The sequence below is a fragment of the Sorangium sp. So ce327 genome (assembly GCF_051530205.1).
GTDB lineage: Bacteria > Myxococcota_A > Polyangia > Polyangiales > Polyangiaceae > Sorangium > Sorangium cellulosum_B.
Window position 1 is genome coordinate 11989846 of record NZ_CP150330.1, and the last position, 23064, is coordinate 12012909.

2 protein-coding genes are annotated in these 23064 nt (G+C 71.3%); both read left to right on the forward strand.

All coding sequences use genetic code 11. The features are described from left to right. Positions 1-61 precede the first annotated feature (61 nt). Positions 62-15166, forward strand: coding sequence for a non-ribosomal peptide synthase/polyketide synthase (locus WME95_RS45040; protein WP_437905372.1), 15105 nt, complete (start codon positions 62-64; stop codon positions 15164-15166). Then, positions 15163-23064 (forward strand): amino acid adenylation domain-containing protein, encoded by a 7902-nt coding sequence (locus WME95_RS45045; RefSeq protein ID WP_437905373.1) that lies wholly within the window; start codon positions 15163-15165, stop codon positions 23062-23064. The genes WME95_RS45040 and WME95_RS45045 overlap by 4 nt, the downstream gene beginning before the upstream one ends.

The following is a 23064-nucleotide window of genomic DNA, read 5'->3' on the forward strand; positions in this document are numbered from 1 at the left end:
GCGGACGAGGCCTGGGCGCGCCCCGGGCGCGAAATCGGAAGAGTGCGTGAGAGGAATGCAGATGGACGCTTGTGCGCATATGGGGAAGAACTTCGTCGAGCTGCTCGCGGAACGGGCGAGCGCCCACCCCGACCGGGTCGCCCTCCGGTTCCTCGCCGGCGGAGACGCCGAGGGCGAGGTGCTCTCCTACCGGGATCTCCACGAGCGGGCGTGCGCCATCGCGGCGCACCTGCGATCGATGGCGCCGCCCGGGGAGCGCGCGCTGCTCCTCTATCCCAGCAGCGTCTCGTACGTCACCGCGTTCTTCGGCTGCCTCTACGCGGGGATGATCGCGGTGCCGGCCTATCCGCCGGAGTCGTTGCAACGGCAGCACCTGAGCCGGCTGTTCGCGATCCTCCGTGACGCGGAGCCGCGCTTCGTCCTGACCGAGAGCGGCCTCCTGGAGCCGCTCGCCATGCTGCGGCAGCACCTGCCCGGCCCGCTCGCCCCGGAGGTGATCGCGACCGACGCCATCGACCGATCGTCGGCGGGCGCGTGGAGCATGCCGGATCTCCGCGAGGACAGCATCGCTTTCCTCCAGTACACGTCGGGATCCACGTCGACGCCCAAGGGCGTGATGGTCGGGCACGACAACCTGATCGCCAACGAACGCGCGATCCGCGCGGCGTTCTCGATCGACGAGGACGACGTGATCGTGAGCTGGCTGCCCCTGTTCCACGACATGGGGCTCATCGGCACGCTCCTCCAGCCGATCTTCAGCGGCGTGTCCGTCGTCCTGATGGCGCCGCAGCACTTCATCGAGCGGCCGATCCGGTGGCTGAAGGCGATCTCGCGGTATCGAGGGACGGTGAGCGGGGGACCGGACTTCGCCTACCGCCTGTGCGTCGAGCGCGTGAAGCCCGAGATGCTCGAGGGCCTCGATCTCCGGTCGTGGCGCCTCGCGTTCTCCGGCGCCGAGCCCGTGCGCGCCGGGACGCTGCGGGCGTTCGGCGAGCGGTTCGCCGAGGTGGGCTTCGACGCGGGGGCGCTCTATCCGTGTTACGGGCTGGCCGAGGCGACGCTGCTCGTCACCGGCGGCCGGCGCGGCGGCGGCGTGACCACCACGTCGTTCGACGCGGCGGAGCTCGGGAACAACGCGGCGGTCCCGAGCGCGTCGGGGCATCCGCTCGTCAGCTGCGGCAAGGCGCAGCCGGAGCACGCGATCGCGATCGTCGACCCCGAGACGGGGCGCGCCGTGGAGCCGGGGCGCGTCGGCGAGATCCTGGTGAACGGGCCGAGCGTGGCGCACGGCTACTGGCGGAACCAGGGCGCCACCGAGCAGACCTTCGTCCGGCGGGAGGGGCGCGTCCACCTGCGCACCGGAGACCTCGGCTTCGAGCACGAAGGCAGCCTGTTCATCACCGGGCGGCTGAAGGATCTGATCATCGTGCGGGGGCACAACCTCTACCCGCAGGACATCGAGAAGACCGTCGAGGATCAGGTCGAGGTGGTGCGGAAGGGGCGAGTCGCCGCCTTCTCGGTCGAGATCGACGGACAGGAGGGGATCGGCATCGCGGCCGAGGTGAGCCGGCGGCTCCAGAAGCTGATCCAGCCCGAGGCGGTCTGCCGCGCCATCAGCGAGGCGGTGGCCCAGGAGCACCTCGAGGCCGCCAGCGTCGTGCTGCTGCTCCAGCCAGGCACATTGCCGGTCACGTCGAGCGGCAAGCTGCGGCGATCCGCGTGCCGCAAGAAGTGGCAGGAGGGGTCGCTCGAGCTCTTCGGCGTGTACGAGCGCGGGGCCCTCCGCAGCGCGGAGGAGCGCGCGCCGGAGGCGGGGGACCCGCCCTCGGAGCCCTCGGAGATCGAGCGGCGCCTCCTCTCGATCTGGAGCGAGGTGCTGAATGCGCCGGCTGTCCGGCGCGACAGCGGGTTCTTCGCGCTCGGGGGCAGCTCGCTGTCGGCGACGCAGATGCTCGCGCGCGTCCGGGATGCGTTCGGCGTCGAGGTGCCGCTGAAGACCCTGTTCGAGGCGCCGTCGGTCCGGGCGCTCTCCGGGGTGATCGAGCGGCTCAAGGCCGACGGACAGATCGTGGAGCGCGCGCCGATCCCGCGCGTTCAGCGCACAGGTCGACTGCCGCTCTCGTTCGGCGAGCAGCGGCTCTGGTTCCTCTGGCAGCTCGACCGGGAGAGCGCGGCGTACACCGTCGCGGGCGCGGTGAAGCTCGCCGGGGAGCTCGACGCCGGCGTGCTGCGGCGGGCGCTCGGCGCGATCGTGGCGCGACACGAGTCCTTGCGGACGACCTTCGGGCAGGAGGAGGGGCAGCCGTACCGGGTCATCGGCGAGGCCGCGGAGATGGATGTCCCCGTCGTCGACCTGGAGCCTGAGCCGGCAGGAGAGCGGGAGTCGCGCGCTCGGGCGCTCCTCGATCAGGAGGCGGCGCAGGGGTTCGATCTCGAGCGTGGGCCGCTCGCGCGGGTGAAGCTCTTCCGGCTCTCGGCGCGGGAACACGTGCTCTCCGTGGCGATGCATCACATCGTGTCGGACGCGCTGTCCATGAACGTGCTCGTGCAGGAGCTCGCGCGGCTGTACGCGGCGTACCGCGAGGGCCGCTCGCCGGACCTCCCCGAACTCGCCGTCCAGGCCGCGGACGTCGCGCTCTGGCAGCGCGCGCGGGCCGAGTCGGGAGAGGTGGAGGGAAACCTCGAGTACTTCAGGGCGCAGCTCGGGACCGAGCACCCCGTGCTGGAGCTGCCGTCGGACCGGCCGCGCCCGCCGGTGCAGAGCCACCGCGGAGCGACGTGTCGATTCGAGATCGACGAGGCGCTCACCGCGCGGCTCAAGGACCTCGCGCGCGAGCGGGGCGCTACGCTGTTCATGGTGCTGCTCGCGGCGTTCAAGGCGCTGCTCGCGCGGCATTCGGGGCAGGCCGAGATCCGCGTCGGCGTCCCGAGCGCCGGCAGGAGCCGCGTGGAGATCGAGCCGCTCATCGGCTTCTTCGTGAACACGCTCGTGCTGCGGACCGACGTGGATCCCAGGGAGCGCTTCGCGCAGCTCCTCGACAAGGTGAAGGACGGGGCGCTGGGCGCCCAGGCGCACCAGGAGGTCCCGTTCGAGAGGCTCGTGGACGAGCTGAACCCGGGCCGCAGCCTGAGCCATAACCCGCTGTTCCAGGTGATGTTCAACCACCTGAAGAGCGACACGGGGGTGCGCGGGGAGGTGGCCGGGCTCCGGCTGGAGGAGATGGATCGCCCGGGCGCGGCGACGCAGTTCGATCTGTCGCTCGATACGTCCGAGGTCGGAGAGCGCCTGAAGGCGACGCTCACGTACAGCACGGATCTGTTCGATCACGCGACGATCGAGCGGATGTCGGAGCACTTCAGGACGCTGCTCCGGGCCGCCGCGAGCCGCGCCGAGGAGCGGGTCGGCCGACTGCCGCTCCTCGGCGAGGAGGAGCGCCGCCGCATCGTGAGCGAATGGAACGACACACGCGTGGCGTACGAGGGCGACCTCTGCGTGCACGAGCGGTTCGAGCGCGAGGCGGCGCGCAGGCCGGACGCGGAAGCCGTTGTGTTCGAGGGAGAGCGGCTGAGCTACCGGGAGGTCAACGCGCGCGCGAACCGGCTGGCCAGGGAGCTCTGCGCGCTCGGCGTGGGCCCCGACGTGCTCGTCGGCGTCTGCGCGGAGCGCTCCGTCGAGCTCGTGATCGCGCTGCTCGCCGTGCTGAAGGCCGGCGGCGCCTACGTGCCGCTCGATCCGGAGTACCCGGCCGATCGGCTCGCGAGCATGGTGAGCGACGCGCGACCGAGGGTGATCCTCGCGCAGGCGCGCCTCGCAGGGCGGCTGCCGGCCAGCGAGGCCCGCGTGGTGGGCCTCGACCGCGCGTGGGGCGACGATGGCCTCCACGGCGCGGAGGATCTGCCGAGCCGCGCGCGCCCGGAGAACCTCGCCTATTGCATCTTCACCTCGGGCTCCACGGGCAGGCCGAAGGGCGTCGTGAGCTCTCGCGCGGGCCTCCTGAACCGGCTGCTCTGGATGCAGGAGGCCTACGGGCTCACGCAGGGAGATCGCGTCCTGCAGAAGACGCCGTTCAGCTTCGACGTCTCGGTGTGGGAGTTCTTCTGGCCGCTCATGACCGGCGCGGCGCTCGTCGTCGCGCGCCCCGGCGCGCACAAGGACCCTCGCGAGCTCGGCGATGTCATCGAGCGGGAGCGGATCACGACGCTTCACTTCGTGCCCTCGATGCTGCAGGCGTTCGTGAGCTCGGGGGAGCTCGCGCGCTGCGGCTCGGTCCGGCAGGTGATGTGCAGCGGCGAGGCGCTCCCGAAGGAGCTCGTGAAGCAGCTCGCGGCGCGTCACGGGGCGAGGATCCACAACCTGTACGGCCCGACGGAGGCGTCCATCGACGTGACGTCGTGGGAGTGCGTGGACGAGGGCGAGACGCGCGCGATCCCGATCGGCCGGCCCATCGCGAACACGAGGATCCATGTGCTGGACGCGGCGCTGAGCCCGGTCCCCGTGGGCGTCGTGGGCGAGCTGTACATCGGCGGTGTGGGGCTGGCGCGAGGGTACGTGGGCCGCCCGGATCTGACGGCGGAGCGGTTCGTGCCCGATCCCGTCGGCGGCGCCGGGGGCGAGCGGCTCTACCGGACAGGGGATCTCGCGAGGTACCGCGCGGACGGCGTCATCGAGTACGTCGGCCGGAGCGATCATCAGGTGAAGATCCGCGGCTTCCGGATCGAGCTCGGAGAGATCGAGGCGCGGCTGCTCGCGCAGGAGGGTGTGGCCGAGGCGGCCGTGCTGGCGCGGGAGGACTCGCCGGGGCAGAAGCGGCTCTGCGCGTACGTGGTCCTGCGCGGCGGCGCCGGGGAAGGGGACGCCGAGGCGCTGCGTCCGCTGCGGGACGCGCTGCGCGCCGGGCTGCTCTCCGAGCTGCCCGAGTACATGGTGCCGAATCAGATCGTCTTTCTCGACAGGATGCCGCTGACGTCGAGCGGCAAGATCGATCGCAAGGCGCTGCCCGCGCCGGACGCGAGCCAGGCGCAGCGGGAGTACGTGGCGCCCCGGAGCGCCGTCGAGGAGAGGCTCGCCGAGATCTGGCGCGAGGTGCTGCGGATCGAGCGCGCCGGCGTGCACGACAACTTCTTCGAGCTCGGGGGCGACTCGATCGTCGCGCTCCAGGTGGTGGGCAAGGCGAGGCGCGCTGGCATCCACATCACGCCGAAGGACGTGTTCCAGCATCAGACGCTGGAGTCGCTGGCGGCGGCCGCGGGCGAGATCCCGGAGCCCGTGCTGGCGGCCGAGGAGGCGGCGCGGGCCGGCGGCGCGCGCCGCGCCCGTGACGGCTCGGGGCGGCTCGCCCCGTCGGACTTCCCGCTCGCTGGCCTGACGCAGGAGGAGCTCGACGCCCTGCCGGTGCCCGCCGGAGAGATCGAGGACGTGTTCCCGCTGAGCCCCATGCAACAGGGCATGTTGCTCCACACGCTGCTCGAGCGCGGCTCAGGCATCTACCTGATGCAGGATCGCTATCAGCTCACGGAGCCGATCGATCCCGAGGCGTTCGTCGCCGCGTGGGAGCGTGTGATCGAGCGGCACCCGGCGCTGCGCGCCTCCTTCGTCTGGCAGCTCGAGGGGAAGATGCTCCAGGTCATCCACCGCGCCGTCCCCGCGCCTGTCCAGTACCTGGACTGGAGCGCCTTCGGCCCCGAGGAGCAGGAGCGGCGTGTGCAGGAGCTCCTGCGCGAGGAGCGCGAGCACGGGCACGACCTCGGCAAGGCGCCGCTCGTGCGGATACGGCTCGTCCGCCTGGCGGACGAGGACTTCTGCTTCGTGCACAGCTATCACCACATCCTGATCGACGACTGGTGCCGTTCGCTCCTGTTCGTGGATTTCTTCGCGCTCTACCAGGCGCTCACGGAGGGCCGCGAGGCGAACCTGCCGACCCCGCCGCTCTACCGGGAGTTCATCGCCTGGCTGATGCGGCAGGACGTCGAGGGGGCGCGCCGGTACTGGCGGGAGACGCTCGCCGGGTTCGAGGCGGCCACGCCGATCGCGACGGAGCGGCCGATCTCGAAGGAGGCCGGGCTCTCGCGGATCGGCGACCGGTCCGCGGTGCTCACCGAGCAGGAGACATCGCTGCTCCAGACGCTCGCGCGGAAGAACCAGCTCACGGTGAACTCGTTCGCGCAGGGCGCGTGGGCGGTGCTGCTGTCGCAGTACAGCGGGTCACCGGAGGTGCTGTTCGGCGTCACCGTCGCGGGTCGCCCCGCGGAGATCGCCGACATCCAGACGACGGTCGGCCTCTTCATCAACACCATCCCGCTGCGGACCGAGGTGCCCGGCCCTTCGGTGAGGACCACGGTGGCAGGCTGGCTGCGCCGCCTCCAGGAGCAGAACGTCGCGATGCGGCAGCACGAGCACATGCCGCTCGTCGACATCCAGGCGTGCAGCGGCGTCCCTCATGGACAGCCGCTGTTTCACAGCCTGTTCGTGTTCGAGAACGCGCCGATCGATCACACGCTGCTCGAGCGGCGGTCCGACTTCAGCGGGAACCGGACGCACACGAACTATCCGCTCACCGTCGTCGTGGTCCCCGGCCAGCGGCTGCGGCTCCAGATCAGCTACGATGAGCGCCGGTTCGACGGCGGCGACGTCGCCCGCATGCTCGCGCACTTCCGGCGGCTCTTGCTCGCGATGGCCGAGCGGCCCGATGCCGTGCTGTCCGCGCTGCCGATGATCGGCGAGGAGGAGGAGAGGCGCTTCGCGGCGTGGAACGAGACGGCGCGGGAGTACCCGTTCGAGCGGGGGTATGTGGGCCTGTTCGAGGAGCAGGCGGCGCGGCGGCCGGAGCAGGTGGCGGCGTCGTGCCGTGGGCAGGCGCTGCGGTACGGCGAGCTGGACAGGCGTGCGAACCGGCTCGGGCACGCGCTGCGGCGGGCGGGGGTGCAGGCCGGAGAGGTTGTGGCGGTGCTCGCGGAGCGCGGGCTGGGCCTCTTGTCGATGGTGGTGGGGGTGTTCAAGGCGGGCGGGGCGTACCTGCCGCTGGACGACAAGCACCCGTCGGAGCGGACAGCGCAGCTGCTGCGGCTGTCGGGCGCGCGCGTGGTGCTTGTGGAGGAGGGGCGGCAAGCGCAGCTCGACGCGGCGATGGCGCGGCTGTCGGGCCCGGAGCGGCCGGCGGTGGTGGTGCTGGAGAGCGTGCTTTCCGGAGAGGGTCCCGAGCATCCGCTGGGGAACATCGCGCGTCCGGAGCAGCTCGCGTACGTGATCTTCACCTCCGGGTCCACGGGCGTGCCGAAGGGGGCGATGGTGACGAGCCAGGGGATGCTCAACAACCAGCTGAGCAAGGTCCCGTATCTCGGCCTGACGGAAGAGGACGTCATCGCGCAGACGGCGTCGCAGAGCTTCGACATCTCGGTGTGGCAGCTGCTTGCGGGCCTGTTGTGCGGAGCGCGCGTGGAGATCGTGCCTGACGAGACAGCGCATGACCCAGGGGCGCTGCTGAGGCACGTGAGGGCAGCGGGGGTGACGGTGCTGGAGAGCGTGCCGTCGCTGATCGGTGGGATGCTGCTGGAGGAGCGGGTGGAGCTCTCGCGGCTGAGGTGGATGCTGCCGACGGGAGAGGCGCTGTCGCCGGAGCTGTGGCGTAGGTGGCTGGAGCGTTATCCTGAGATCCCGCTGGTGAACGCGTACGGACCTGCGGAGTGCGCGGACGACGTGGCGCTGTGCACGCTGCGGGAGCCGCCGGGGACGGAGACGGTGGTGGTGCCGATCGGGCGGCCGACGGACAACAACCGGCTGTACGTGCTCGACGGGGCGCTGCGGCAGGTGGCGATCGGGGTGATCGGAGAGGTGTGCGTTGCGGGGGTGGGGGTGGGGCTCGGGTACCTGGGCGACCCGGCGAGGACGGCCGAGGCGTTCGTGCCGAACCCGTTTGCGAAGGCATCTGGAGAGCGGCTGTACCGTACAGGGGATCTTGGGAGGTACCGGGCTGACGGAGCGCTGGACTACGTCGGCCGGGTGGATCAGCAGGTGAAGATCCGGGGGCACCGGATCGAGCTGGGCGAGATCGAGGCGCGGCTCGTGGAGCACGAGGCGGTGCGGGAGGCCGCGGTGGTCGCGCGCGAGGACTCACCCGGCGATCGGCGGCTCGTGGCGTACGTGGTTCCGGGCCTCGGGCTCGAGGGGAACAGGCCGGAAGAGCAGGCGTTCCGGGAAGCGCTCCGCGCCTGGGTGAAGGCCGTGCTCCCGGAGTACATGGCGCCATCCATCTATGTGACGCTCGACAAACTGCCGCTCTCGGCGAACGGCAAGGTCGACCGCAAGGCGCTTCCGGCTCCCGACGCGGAGCAGGCGCGGCGGTCCTACATCGCGCCGAGGAGCGAGCTCGAGCAGCGGCTCGCCGAGATCTGGTCCGAGGTGCTCGGGATCGCGCAGATCGGCCTTCACGACAGCTTCTTCGAGCTCGGCGGCCACTCGCTGCTCGCCACGCAGGTGGCGTCGCGCGTGAGGAAGCGCCTCGAGGTGGAGCTGCCGCTGCCCGCGTTCTTCGAGGCGAGGACGCTGATCGAGCTCGCCGCCCGGATCGAGCAGGCGTCGGCCAGGAACGCGAGGCGCGCCGAGGCGCCGCTCGCCCGCGTGGACCGCAGCGAGCGATTGCCCCTCTCGCCCGCGCAGCAGCGGATGTGGTTCCTCTGGCGGCTCTGGCCCGGGAGCGGGGCGTACAACATCCCCTCGGCCGTGCTGCTCGTCGGAGACCTGGATCTCGACGCGCTGAAGAGGACGTTCAGCGCGATCACGGCGCGTCACGAGTCGCTGCGCACGAGGTTCGCCGAGCAGGACGGCCAGGGCTACCAGGTGATCGACGACGCCCTCGAGGTCGAGATCCCCGTGGTCGACCTGAGCGGCCTGCCGGAGGCCGAGCTGGAGGAGCGCGCGCGCGCGCTGGCGGTCGAGGAGGGCGAGCGGCCGTTCGATCTGGAGCGCGGGCCGCTCCTCCGGGCGAAGCTCCTCCGGCTCGCGGCGCGCGAGCACGTGCTCGTCGTGACGATGCATCACATCGTGTCCGACGGCTGGTCGATGGGCGTGCTCGTCGGCGAGTTCGCGAGCCTGTACAGCGCCCACCGCGAGGGCATTGCGCCCGATCTGCCCGAGCTGCCCCTCCAGTACGCGGACTACGCGGTCTGGCAGCGGAGATGGATCGAGTCGGAGGAGCTCGAGCGCCAGCTCGCCGCCTGGAAAGCGCGGCTCGGCGCGGCGCATCCGGTGCTGGAGCTGCCGTCGGATCGCCCGCGGCCGCCGGTGCAGAGCTACAGGGGGGCGACGTACCGCTTCGAGCTCGACGGCGCGCTGCTCGGCCGCCTGAACGAGCTCGCGCGGGGGCGGGGAGCGACGCTGTTCATGGTGCTGCTCGCGGCCTTCAAGGTGCTGCTGGCGCGGTACTCCGGGCAGGCCGAGATCCGCGTCGGCGTCCCGAGCGCGAACCGGGGCCGGGTGGAGATCGAGCGGATCATCGGCCTCTTCGTCAACACCCACGTGCTGAGGACCGAGCTCGATCCGGGCGCGAGCTTCGAGCGCCTGCTCCAGCAGGTCAAGGAGAGCGCGCTCTTCGCGCAGGGCAACCCGGATGTGCCGTTCGAGAAGCTCGTGGAGGAGCTGAACCCCGAGCGCAGCCTGAGCCATAACCCGCTGTTCCAGGTGATGTACGGCCACCTGAAGCCGCAGGAGGGCGCCCCGCGGGAGCTCGCCGGGCTGCGGCTCGAGATGATGGAGCGCCCCGGCGCATCGACGCAGTTCGATCTCGCGCTCGACACCTCGGAAGAGGACGGGGTGCTCAAGGCGGCGCTGACCTACAGCACGGATCTGTTCGACCCGGAGACCGTCGCGCGGATGGCGCGGCACTGGGGGAACCTGCTGGTCGCGATCGCGGCCGATCCGGGCGCGCGCGTCGGGCAGCTCCCGCTGCTCGGCGCCGCGGAGCGCTCGGAGGTGCTCGTTGCGTGGAACGCGACGGAGATGCGCACTCCGGCGGAGCGCTGCGTTCACGAGCTGATCGAGGAGCAGGCGCGGCGCACGCCGGACGCGATCGCGGTGTCGTGCGAGGGCGAATCCTTGAGCTACGCCGCGCTGAACGCGCGGGCGAACCGGCTGGCGAGGCGGCTCCGCGAGCTCGGCGTCGGCCCGGACGTGCTGGTGGGCCTCCACGTGGAGCGCTCGCTCGAGATGGTGGTCGGGGTGCTCGCGGTGATGAAGGCGGGCGGCGGCTACGTGCCGCTCGACCCCGAGTATCCGGCCGAGCGGCTCGCGTACATGGTCGAGGACGCGCGGCCCCGGGTGATCCTGACGCAGGAGCGGCTCCTCGGGAAGGTGCCGGCCGCGGGAGCAGAGGTGTGGTGTCTCGACCGCGACTGGCGCGAGGTGGAGGGGTATCGCGCGGACGACCTCGCGCGCGTCACGCACCCGGAGAACCTGGCCTATTGCATCTACACGTCCGGCTCCACCGGCAAGCCGAAGGGCGTCGTCGTGCGCCACCGGGGCGTCGTCAACTTCCTGAGCACCATGAAGGAGAGCCCCGGTATCGCGCCGGAGGACCGGGTGCTCGGCCTGACGTCGCTGTCGTTCGATATCGCCGGGCTCGAGCTGTACCTGCCGCTGCTCGTCGGAGCGCGGGTGGTGCTTGTCGGGCGCGCGGTGGCGGCCGACGCGGAGGCGCTGATCGAGCGTGTGGAGAGGGAGGCCATCACGGTCGTGCAGGCGACGCCGGCGACGTGGCGGATGCTGAGCCAGTCTCCCGGGTTCGCCGCGATGCGCGCGTGCAAGGTGCTCTGCGGCGGCGAGGCGCTGCCGGCGGACCTGGCCAGTCGGCTCGTGCAGAAGGCGGGGCGGATCTGGAACCTGTACGGCCCCACGGAGACGACGATCTGGTCGTCGCGCCACGCGCTCGACGCGGAGCAGGCGGAGCCGCTGCTGGGCCGCCCGATCGGAAACACCGCGCTTTACGTGCTCGATGAGGCGCTCGGCCCCGTGCCGCCCGGCGTGGTGGGAGAGCTCTATATCGGCGGCGCCGGGCTCGCGCGCGGCTACCTGAACCGCCCCGATCTCTCGGCCGAGCGCTTCGTGCCGGATCCGTTCGGCGTCGCGGCCGGAGGGCGATTGTACCGGACCGGAGATCTGGCGCGTTACCGGGCGGGCGGCGTGATCGAGTACGTCGGCAGGGGCGATCACCAGGTCAAGATCCGCGGATACCGGATCGAGCTCGGGGAGATCGAGGCTCGGCTCCTGGAGCAGGAGGGCGTGCGCGAGGCGGTGGTCGTCGCGCGCGAGGACGCGCCGGGGCAGAAGCGCCTCCTGGCCTACGTGGTCCCCTCGCGCGAGGGCCTCGCGGCGGCGGACGGCGAGGAGCTCGCCCGGTACCGGGAGGAGCTCCGCGCGGGGCTCCGCACGGCGCTCCCGGAGTACATGGTGCCCTCGGTCTACGTGGTGCTGGAGAGGCTGCCGCTGACCGCGAACGGCAAGGTGGACAGGAGGGCCCTGCCGGCGCCGGACGCGAGCCAGACGCAGCGGGAGTACGCGGCGCCCCGGACCGCGGTCGAGGAGAAGCTCGCCGAGATCTGGCGCGAGGTGCTGCGGGTCGAGCGCCCCGGCATCCACGACAACTTCTTCGAGCTCGGGGGCGACTCGATCGTGGCGCTCCAGGTGGTGGGCAAGGCGAGGAGCGCCGGGATCCACCTCTCGCCGAAGGACGTGTTCCAGCACCAGACGCTGGAGTCGCTCGCCGCGGCGGCGCGCGACGGCGATGGGCCGACCAGCCCGTCCGACGCGGCGGCCGCGACGAGCCCGCGCAGGGGCGCGTCGGACCGCATCACGCCGTCGGACTTCCCGCTCGCGAGCCTTTCGCAGGCAGAGATCGACGCCCTGCCGGTGCCGGCCGGCGACATCGAGGATGTGTTCCCGCTGAGCCCCATGCAGCAGGGCATGCTGCTGCACACGCTGCTGGAGCCCGGGACTGGCATCTACCTGATGCAGGACCATTACAGCCTCGACAGCGCCATCGATCCTCAGCTGTTCAAGGCCGCCTGGGAGCGCGTGATCGAGCGGCACCCGGCGCTGCGCGCCGCCTTCGTCTGGCAGCGCGAGGGCAAGATGCTCCAGATCATCCGCCGCAGCGTCCCCTCTCCGGTCGAGCTCCTCGACTGGCGGGCGATGGACGCAGAGGAGCAGAAGCGGCGCCTGTTCGAGCTCTTGCGGCAGGAGCGCCAGGACGGGTTCGACATGGGTCAATCGCCCCTCCTGCGGCTCCGGTTGTTCCGCCTGACCGACACGAGCTTCCTGTTCGTGCACAGCTATCACCACATCCTGATCGACGACTGGTGCCGTTCGCTCCTGCTGACGGATTTCTTCGCCGTGTACCGGGCGATGTCCGAGGGCCGCGAGGCGAACCTGCCCAGCCCGCCGCACTACCGGGAGTTCATCGCCTGGCTGCTGCGGCAGGACGTCGACGGGGCGCGCCGGTACTGGCGGGAGACGCTCTCAGGCTTCGAGGCGGCGACCCCCATCGTTCCCGAGCGGCAGATCGCGGGAGAGCCGACGACCTCTGTCATGGTCGATCGATCGGTGCACCTCAGCGAGGAGGAGACCTCGCTGCTCCGGGGCTTGACGCGGACGCACAAGCTCACCGTGAACTCGTTCGCGCAGGGCGCGTGGGCTGTCCTCGTGTCCCAGTACAGCGGGATGCGCGACGTGCTGTTCGGGGTGACGGTCGCGGGGCGCCCGACCGAGATCGTGGGCATCCAGGACACGGTCGGGCTGTTCATCAACAGCATCCCGCTGCGGGTGGCCGTGCCGGGACACGACAGCAGGATCAGCGTCGCGCAATGGGTGCACAGGCTGCAGGAGCAGAACCTGGCCATGCGGAAGCACGAGCACATGCCGCTCGTCGACATCCAGGCGTGCAGCGCGGTGCCCTACGGCCAGCCGCTGTTTCAGAGCCTGTTCGTCTTCGAGAACGCGCCGATCGACCAGTCCGTCATGCAGCGGCAGTCCGAGCTCCAGGCGGAGCTCAGCGACAACCGGACGCACACGAACTATCCGATCACGGTCGTCCTGCTCCCGGGCAACAGGCTGGAGCTCCAGATCTCCTATGACCAGCGGCGGGTCGACGACGGCGACGTCGCCCGCATGCTCGCGCACTTCCGGCGGCTCTTGCTCGCCATGGCGCGCGACCCGGGCGCCGAGCTCCGCAAGCTGCCGATGATCGGCGAGGAGGAGGAGCGGCGCTTCGCGGGGTGGAACGAGACGGGGCGGGAGTACCCGTTCGAGCGGGGGTATGTGGGCCTGTTCGAGGAGCAGGCGGCGCGGCGTCCGGAGCAGGTGGCGGCGTCGTGCCGCGGGCAGGCGCTGCGGTACGGAGAGCTGGACAGGCGCGCGAACCGGCTCGGGCACGCGCTGCGGCGGGCGGGGGTGCAGGCGGGAGAGGTGGTGGCGGTGCTCGCGGAGCGCGGGCTGGGCCTCTTGTCGATGGTGGTGGGGGTGTTCAAGGCGGGCGGGGCGTACCTGCCGCTGGACGACAAGCACCCGTCGGAGCGGACAGCGCAGCTGCTGCGGCTGTCGGGCGCGCGCGTGGTGCTTGTGGAAGAGGGGCGGCAAGCGCAGCTCGATGCGGCGATGGCGCGGCTGTCGGGCGCGGAGCGGCCGGCGGTGGTGGTCCTGGAGAGCGTGCTTTCGGGAGAGGGCCCCGAGCATCCGCTGGGGAACATCGCGCGTCCGGAGCAGCTCGCGTACGTGATCTTCACCTCCGGGTCCACGGGCGTGCCGAAGGGGGCGATGGTGACGAGCCAGGGGATGCTCAACAACCAGCTGAGCAAGGTCCCGTATCTCGGCCTGACAGAAGCGGACGTCATCGCGCAGACGGCGTCGCAGAGCTTCGACATCTCGGTGTGGCAGCTGCTCGCGGGCCTGTTGTGCGGAGCGCGTGTGGAGATCGTGCCTGACGAAACAGCGCATGATCCAGGGGCGCTGCTGAGGCACGTGAGGGCAGCGGGGGTGACGGTGCTGGAGAGCGTGCCGTCGCTGATCGGGGGGATGCTGCTGGAAGAGCGGGTGGAGCTCCCGCGGCTTCGGTGGATGCTGCCGACGGGAGAGGCGCTGTCGCCGGAGCTGTGGCGGAGGTGGCTGGAGCGGTATCCGGGGATCCCGCTTGTGAACGCGTACGGACCTGCGGAGTGCGCGGACGACGTGGCGCTGTGCACGCTGCGGGAGCCGCCGGGGGCGGAGGCGGTGGTGGTGCCGATCGGGCGGCCGACGGACAACAACCGGCTGTACGTGCTCGACGGGGCGCTGCGGCAGGTGGCGGTGGGGGTGATCGGAGAAGTGTGCGTGGCGGGGGTGGGGGTGGGGCTGGGCTACCTGGGCGACCCGGCGAGGACGGCCGAGGCGTTCGTGCCGAACCCGTTCGCGAAGGCATCTGGAGAGCGGCTGTACCGTACAGGGGATCTCGGGAGGTACCGGGCTGACGGAGCGCTGGAGTACGTCGGCCGGGTGGATCAGCAGGTGAAGATCCGGGGGCACCGGATCGAGCTGGGTGAGATCGAGGCGCGGCTCGTGGAGCACGAGGCGGTGCGGGAGGCGGCGGTGGTCGCGCGCGAGGACTCACCCGGCGATCGGCGGCTCGTGGCTTACGTGGTCTCGGCGCCGGCAGGTGGCGAGGCCGCGAGGGCGAGAGAGGAGGCGCTGCGCGAGGAGCTCCGCGCCTGGCTGAGAGCGGCGCTGCCGGCCTACATGGTCCCGCCGGCGTTCGTGACGCTGGACAAGCTGCCGCTGTCGGCGAACGGCAAGGTCGATCGCAAGGCGCTGCCCGCGCCCGACGGGGACCAGGTCCGGAGGGGGTATGTGGCGCCGAGGAACGATCTCGAGCGGAGCCTCGCGGCGATCTGCGCCGAGGTGCTCGGGGTCGAGCGCGTCGGCGTCCACGACAGCTTCTTCGAGCTGGGAGGCCATTCTCTGATGTTGACCCGGGTGGCCTCGCGCATCCGGAGCGAGCTCGCCATCGACGTCCCGCTCCGCGCGCTGTTCGAGGCGTCCTCCGTCGAGCAGCTCGCGGAGGTCCTCTCGCGCGGCGCGACCGCGCCGGTGCCCAAGCTGGATCTCGCGTTGATGCTCGACAAGCTCGATGAGCTGGGAGCTGCAGAATGAACCGCACCGTGAATACCGAGTCGAACCCGTTGAAGGCAGTGGCAGAGCGCCTGTTCTCTCTCCCGGAGAGCAAGCAGCGCGTGTTCGTCGAGTGGCTGGCCGGCCAGGGCATCGAGCCGACGCGGCTGCCGATCGTGGCGATGCCGAGGCCGGAGCGGCCGCCGCTCTCGTTCGCCCAGCGGCGCCTCTGGATCATCGACAAGCTGAACCCCGGCACCGCGATGTACAACGTGCCAAACGCGCTCCGGCTGCGCGGGGACCTCGACGTCGCCGCGCTCGAGCGCGCGCTCGGCAAGCTGATCGAGCGGCACGAGGCGCTGCGCACCTCCTTCGCGGAGGACGACGGCGAGCCGTATCAGGTGATCGCCGGGGCGGCCTCCATCGATCTCGTCCAGGTGGACCTGTCAGGGCTCCCCGAGGCGGAGCGCTCGCCGAAGGCGCGCGAGCTCGCGAACGAGGAGGCCCAGATCCCGTTCGCGCTGCAGCGCGGGCCGCTCCTCCGGGCGAAGCTCCTGCGGCTGTCGGAGCGCGAGCACTGGCTGCTCTTCACGATGCATCACATCATCTGCGACGAGTGGTCCAACAACCTCCTCGTGGCGGAGTTCGTGGAGATCTACGACGCGCTGCGGGGCGGGCGCGCGCCCTCCCTGCCCGAGCTGCCGATCCAGTACGTCGATTATGCCGTGTGGCAGCGGCGGTGGCTCGCCGGCCCCACGCTGGACAGGCAGCTCGCCTACTGGACGTCGAAGCTGGGCACGGACGATTACGCGCTCGCCCTGCCCACCGACGCGGAGCGGCCGGCGGCGCCCAGCTACCGAGGCGCGGATCACTGGTTCGAGATCGATCGCGCGCTGACCGAGCGGCTCGGCGCGCTCGGGAAGCGGCACCAGGCGACCTTGTTCATGACGGTGCTGGCCGCGTTCCAGGTGCTCCTGTCCCGGTACAGCGGGCAGGAGGACATCCGCGTCGGCGTCCCGATCGCGAACCGCCATCGCGCCGAGATCGAGGGCGTTGTCGGGTTCTTCGCCAACGCGCAGGTGCTCCGCAGCATCGTGTCGGGGCGGACACGCTTCTCCGACCTCCTGGACCAGGTGCGCCAGACGGTCGCGGACGCGCAGTCGAACCAGGACTTGCCGTTCGAGCGGCTCGTCGAGGCGCTCCAGCCGGAGCGGCGGATCAACCACGCTCCCCTGTTCGACGTCATGCTGTCGTGGCACCGCGACGTGGAGAGCCGCGACCAGGTCCTCGGCGGGCTGGAGGTGAGCTCGGAGCGGCCCGAGGAGAACGTCGCGAAGTTCAGCCTGACGCTGCACATGACCGAGACGCCGGACGGGCTCACGGGGCAGTTCATCTATCGAACCGACCTGTTCAAGCCACAGACGATCTCCAGGATGACCGACCACCTCCGGGTGCTGCTGTCGGAGATCGTCGAGGGCCCGGATCGGTCCATCGCGAAGCTGCGCTGGATACGGCAGGAGGAGCGCGATCGAACGATCGCGGCCTGGAACGCGCCGCCGGTCCGCCGCGAGCCGCTCCCGGTGCACGAGCTGTTCGCGCGTGCCGCGGCGCAGCGGCCGAGCGCGGTGGCGGTGAAGGTGGAGCGCGATGCGCTGAGCTACGGAGAGCTGGAGCGGCGGGCGAACCGGCTGTCGAGCTACCTGAGGAGCCGTGGGGTCGGCGCGGAGTCGCGGGTGGGGCTGTGGCTGCCGCGGAGCACGGGGCTCCTGGTGGGGCTGGTGGGCGTGCTGAAGAGCGGCGCGGCGTACGTGCCGCTGGATCCGAAGCAGCCGGAGGCGCGGCTGCGGGAGATGGTGGAGGACAGCGGGGCGCGGGTGGTGCTGGGTGAGGAGAGCGCGAGGCGGGCGCTCTCCGGGCTCGACGTGGAGGTGATCACGCCGGAGGCGGCGGAGGGGATGGCGCCGGCCGAGGGGGAGCAGAGCGCGCCGGTGAGCGCGGAGCAGGCGGCGTACGTGATCTACACGTCGGGCTCGACGGGCCGGCCGAAGGGCGTTGTGGTGACACACCGAGGCGTTGTGAGCTACGTGGAGGCGCTGCTGTCGCGGCTGTCGCTGCCCGAGGAGGCGAGCCTTGCGATGGTATCGACGATCGCGGCGGACCTCGGCAACACGGTGCTGTTTGGAGCGCTGTGCTCGGGTCGGACGCTGCACCTGCTGTCGGACGAGCGGGTGTTCGATCCGGACGCGATGGCGGAGCTGATGCACGCGGAGGGGGTGGACGTGCTGAAGATCGTGCCGAGCCACCTGAAGGGGCTGCTTCAGTCGTCGCATCCGGAGCGGGTGCTTCCGCGGCACACGCTGATCCTGGGGGGAGAGGCGACGTCGTGGGAGCTGCTGGAGCAGATCCGGCGTCACGGGAGCTGCCGTGTTGTGAACCATTATGGCCCGACCGAGACGACGGTGGGTGTGTTGACGTACGAGCACCGGCCGGAGCATCCGGCGGCGAGCGCGACGCTGCCGCTGGGCAAGCCGCTGTCGAACAGCCGTGTTTATGTGCTCGGCAGCGATCTGCAGCCGATGCCGAGCGGCGTGCCCGGAGAGGTCTATATCGGCGGGCAGGGCGTGGCGCGCGGGTACCTCGGCCGCGCGGATCTGACCGCGGACCGGTTCGTCCCGGACCCGTTCGGCGAGGCGGGGGAGCGGCTGTATCGCACGGGGGACCGAGCGAAGTACCTTGAGGACGGGAGCATCGAGTTCCTGGGCCGGGTGGACGAGCAGGTCAAGGTGCGCGGCTACCGCATCGAGCTCGGCGAGGTGCGGGCGGCGCTGCTGTCGCTGGCCGAGGTGTCGGACGCGCAGGTGCTGGTGCAGGAGGGGCAGGCGGGCAACGCGCGGCTTGTCGCGTACGTGATCGGGAAGGAGGGAGTCCGGGACGGCGCGGCGCTGGAGGCGCGGCTCCGCGAGCGGCTGCCGGATTACATGGTCCCTGGCGACTACGTCTTTCTGGACGCCTTCCCGCTGACGCCGAACGGCAAGCTCGACCGCAAGGCGCTGCCGGCGCCGGGCAAGGAGCCGGCGCAGGACGTGCCGCCGCGCACGGAAATGGAGGAGAAGCTCGCCGCGGTCTGGCGCGAGGTGCTCAAGCGGGAGCGCATCGGCGTCCACGACAACTTCTTCAAGATCGGCGGCGACTCCCTGCTCAGCTTCCAGGTCATCGCGCTGGCCAGGAAGGTGGATATCCCGCTCGCGCCTCACGATCTGTTCGAGCATCAGACCCTCGCCGAGCTCGCCGGGGCGCTCGAGAGCGGCGTGATCGGCGAACCCGCCGCGGAGGGCGTCGAGCTCCGGCCGATCGCGCGCGAGGGCCGCTTGCCGATGTCGCACGGGCAGCAGCGGCTGTGGTTCCTGTGGCAGCTCGACCGGGAGAGCGCGGCGTACAACATCCCGATCGCCGTCCGGCTCGTGGGAGGGCTGGACACGCGCGTGCTGGAGCGCACGTTCGCGGCGCTCGTGGAGCGCCACGAGACGCTGCGGACGCGGTTCGAGCCGGGGGACGGGCTCGGCGCCCAGGTGATCGGCGAGCCTGCTCCGCTGGAGATCCCGGTCGTGGATCTGAGCGGGCGCGCGGAGCCCGAGCAGGAGGCGCGCGCTCTCTCGGAGGCAGAGGCGCTGAGGCCGTTCGATCTCGAGCGTGGCCCGCTCCTCCGCGTGACGCTGCTCCGGCTGTCGGCCGAGGAGCACGTCCTGCTCGTGACGATGCACCACATCGTGTCGGACGGCTGGTCGATGAACCTCGTGATGGACGAGTTCGCGCAGATCTACGGCGCGCTCCGCGAGGGGAGGGCGCCGGAGCTGCCGCCTTTGCCCGTGCACTACGCGGACTACGCCGCATGGCAGCGGGAGCGGCTTCGATCGGGGGAGCTCGAGCGCCAGCTCGCCTACTGGAAAGAGCAGCTGGGAACGGAGCACCCGGTGCTGGATCTCCCGGCGGATCGCCCGCGGCCGCTGGAGCAGAGCTACCGCGGCGCGACCGTCGACATCGAGCTCGACGCGGCGCTCGTCGACCGCCTGAAGGCGCTCGCGCAGGACACGAACGCGACGTTGTTCATGGTGCTGCTCGCGGCGTTCCAGGTCCTCATGCACCGGTACGCGCGGCAGGAGGAGATCCGGGTCGGGGTGCCGAACGCGAACCGCAATCACGCGGATCTGCAGGGGCTCGTCGGCTTCTTCGTCAACACCCACGTGCTGCGCGCCCGGATCGACGGGCAGATGCGCTTCGCCGACGTGCTGCGTCAGGCGAAGGAGGCGATGCTCGGGGCGCAGGCGCACCAGGACCTGCCGTTCGAGCAGCTCGTGGAGGCGCTCAACCCGGAGAGGAGCCTGAGCCACAACCCGCTCTTCCAGGTGATGTGCAATCACGAGCGGCGTGAAACGAGCGCGCTGCGCCGCCTCGAGGGCCTCTCGATCCGCGAGTTCGAGCGCGGGGAGAGCGTGACGCAGGTGGATCTCCTGCTGAACACGGTCGAGGAGGGGGAGCGTCTGCGCGCGTCGCTGACGTACAGCACGGATCTCTTCGATCACGGCACCATCGCGGGGATGGCCGAGCGCTGGAGGACGCTGCTCCGCGCCGTCACGGCGGACCCCGAGCAGCGGGTGCTCCTGCTGCCGCTCCTCGACGCCGAGGAGCGCCGCCGCATCGTTGTCGCGTGGAACGACACGCGCGTCGAGGTGCCGCGAGAGCGGGGCGTCCATGCGCTGATCGAGCGGCAGGCGGCGCGCACGCCCGACGCCGAAGCGGTCGTGTTCGAGGGCGAGCGCCTGAGTTATGCCGGGCTGAACGCCCGCGCGAACGGCCTGGCGCGGGACCTCCGGGACCTCGGGGTGGGGCCGGACGTGCTGGTGGGCGTCTGCATGGAGCGCTCGCTGGAGCTGGTGATCGCCTTGCTCGCCATCCTCAAGGCGGGCGGGGCCTATCTCCCGCTCGATCCAGAGTACCCGGCCGAGCGGCTCGCCGCGATGCTGTCCGACGCCCGTCCGCGGGTGGTCCTCGCGCAGGCGCACCTCGGGGACCGCGTGGCGAGCGCCGGCGTGCCGATCGTGTACCTCGACCGCGGCGCGGGCCCGGTCACGGGTCCACGCACCGAGGACCTGCCGGGCGGCGCGCAGGCCCAGGACCTCGCTTATTGCATCTTCACGTCGGGCTCCACGGGCAGGCCGAAGGGCGTCGGCGTGCCGCACGCGGGGCTCTTGAACCGGCTGCTCTGGATGCAGGAGGCGTATCGCCTCACCGACGCCGATCGCGTCCTGCAGAAGACGCCGTTCAGCTTCGACGTCTCCGTCTGGGAGTTCTTCTGGCCGCTGATGACGGGCGCGACGCTGGTCGTCGCCCGCCCCGGGGCGCACAAAGATCCGGCCGAGCTCCGCGAGATCATCGATCGGGAGCGGGTCACAACGCTGCACTTCGTGCCGTCGATGCTGCAAGCGTTCGTGAGCTCGGGGGAGCTCCCGAAGTGCGCGTCGGTCCGCCAGGTGATGTGCAGCGGCGAGGCGCTCCCGGCGGAGCTCGCGCGGCAGTTCACGCGCCAGCACGGCGCGCGGGTCCACAACCTCTACGGTCCGACGGAGGCGTCGATCGACGTGACGTCGTGGGAATGCGAGCGCGAGGCCGACCTGCGCGCGATCCCGATCGGCCGCCCGATCGCCAACACGCAGATTCACCTGCTCGACGCCGCGATGAACCCGGTCCCGGTCGGGGTCGTGGGGGAGCTGTACATCGGCGGCGTCGGCCTCGCGCGAGGCTACGTGAGCCGCCCCGAGCTGACGGCGGAGCGCTTCGTGCCGAACCCGCTCTCCGAGGCGGCCGGAGAGCGGCTGTACCGGACCGGAGATCTGGCCCGGTATCGCGCGGACGGCGCCGTCGAGTACATCGGCCGGATCGATCACCAGGTGAAGCTCCGAGGGTTCCGGATCGAGCTCGGCGAGATCGAGGCGCGGCTCGCGGCGCACGACGAGGTCGACGAGGCCGCGGTGGTGGTGCGGGAGGACGCGGCGCAGCCGAGGCGGCTCGTCGCGTACGTCGTCCCCCGCCGGGCCGGCGCGGCGCTCGCCGGCGGAGACGAGCTTCGCGCGCTCCAGGAGCGGCTGCGACAGAGGCTCCAGGCCGAGCTGCCGGAGTACATGATCCCGAGCGCGATCGTCGTCCTGGAGGAGCTGCCGCTGACGTCGAGCGGCAAGCTCGATCGCAAGGCGCTGCCGGCGCCGGACGCGGGCGCCGCGCAGGACGAGCACGTGGCGCCCAGGAGCCCGCTGGAAGAGCGGCTCGCGGCGATCTGGCGCGAGGTGCTGGGCCAGGAGCGCGTGGGCCTCCACGACAACTTCTTCCAGCTCGGCGGCGACTCGATCGTGGCGCTCCAGGTCGTGGCGAAGGCCAGGAGCGCGGGGATCCACGTCACCCCGAAGGACCTGTTCCACCACCAGACGCTGGGGTCGCTGGCCGCGGCGGCGCGCGAGGTCGCGCCGCGCAGCGCCGAGCAGGAGCGCGCGTCGGGAGAGGTGCCCCTCACCCCGATCCAGTCGTGGTTCTTCGAGCAGCGCCTGGAGGCCCCGCACCACTTCAATCAATACGTCCTCGTCGAGGTCGCCGCCGGGTTCGATCTCGACCTGCTGAGGCGCTCGCTCGGGCACGTCATCGCGCATCATGACGCGCTGAGGCTGCGCTTCCGGCGCGAGGACGGCGCCTGGACGCAGTGGTACAGCGAGGAGGAGCAGCCCGAGCTCTGCTCGCGCGTCGATCTGAGCGGCGAGCCCGATCTCGCCGCGGCGATCGAGCGGGTGGGGAACGAGGCGCAGCGGAGCCTCGACCTCACGCGAGGGCCGCTGCTGCGGGCCGTGTACATCGACCTCGGGGCGTCGCGCCCCGGGCGCGTCCTCGTGGTGATTCACCACCTGATCGTGGATGGCGTCTCGTGGAGAGTGCTGCTCGAGGACCTGCAGGCGGCCTATCACCAGCTCCGCGGCGGGGCGCCCGTGCGGCTGCCGGAGAAGACGAGCTCGTTCCAGCGCTGGTCGCGCGCCCTCCGCGAGCGCGCGGAGCGCGGCGGCTTCGACGGCGAGATCGAGCACTGGCGCCGGGTGATCGGGCCCGCGGCCCCCAGGATCCCGGTGATGAGCCAGGACGGCGACAACACGGTCGCGTCGGCGCGCACCGTCACCGTCACCCTGAGCGAGGAGGCGACGACACAGCTCTTGACCCAGGCGCCGCAGGCGTACCGGACGCAGGTGAACGATCTCCTGCTGACGGCGCTGGCGCACACGCTGTGCGAGTGGTCCGGGGAGGACAGCGCGCTCGTCGAGCTCGAAGGGCACGGCAGGGAGGACCTCTTCGAGGACGTGGACGTGACACGGACGGTGGGGTGGTTCACCGCGATCTACCCGGTGCGGCTCGCCCCGGATCAGGCGGATCTGGGCCTCTCGATCCAGGGGATCAAGGAGCAGCTCCGGCAGGTTCCGAACAAGGGGGTCGGCTACGGCGCCCTGCGCGCCCTGCGCACCCTGAGCCGGAGCGGCGGCGGCCTGGCCGGCGCGCCCGAGCCGCAGATCCGCTTCAACTACCTGGGACAGTTCGATCAGGCGTTCGAGGCGGACGGGCCGTTCAGGCCGGCCGACGAGGCCGCGGGGCTGCCCGTGGCCAGGCAGAACCGCCGCGATCGGTGGATCGAGATCAGCGGCATGGTGGTGGGCGGGCGCCTGACGTTCGGGTGGACCTTCAGCGCGTCGGTCCACGACGAGGCGCAGATCGAGCTGCGGGCACGGCGTCACGTGCAATGGCTGGAGGAGCTGACGCGGCACTGCCTTCGAGACGACAGCGGGGGGGTCACGCCCTCGGATTTCCCGTTCGTCGAGCTCGCCCAGGATGAGCTGGATTCGATGTTCGACGCCTGA

What these genes read in the sequence shown, in the direction of transcription:
- WME95_RS45040 (WP_437905372.1), top strand. Translation starts at nt 62, where the DNA reads ATGGACGCTTGTGCGCATATGGGGAAGAACTTCGTCGAGCTGCTCGCG.
- WME95_RS45045 (WP_437905373.1), top strand. Translation starts at nt 15,163, where the DNA reads ATGAACCGCACCGTGAATACCGAGTCGAACCCGTTGAAGGCAGTGGCA.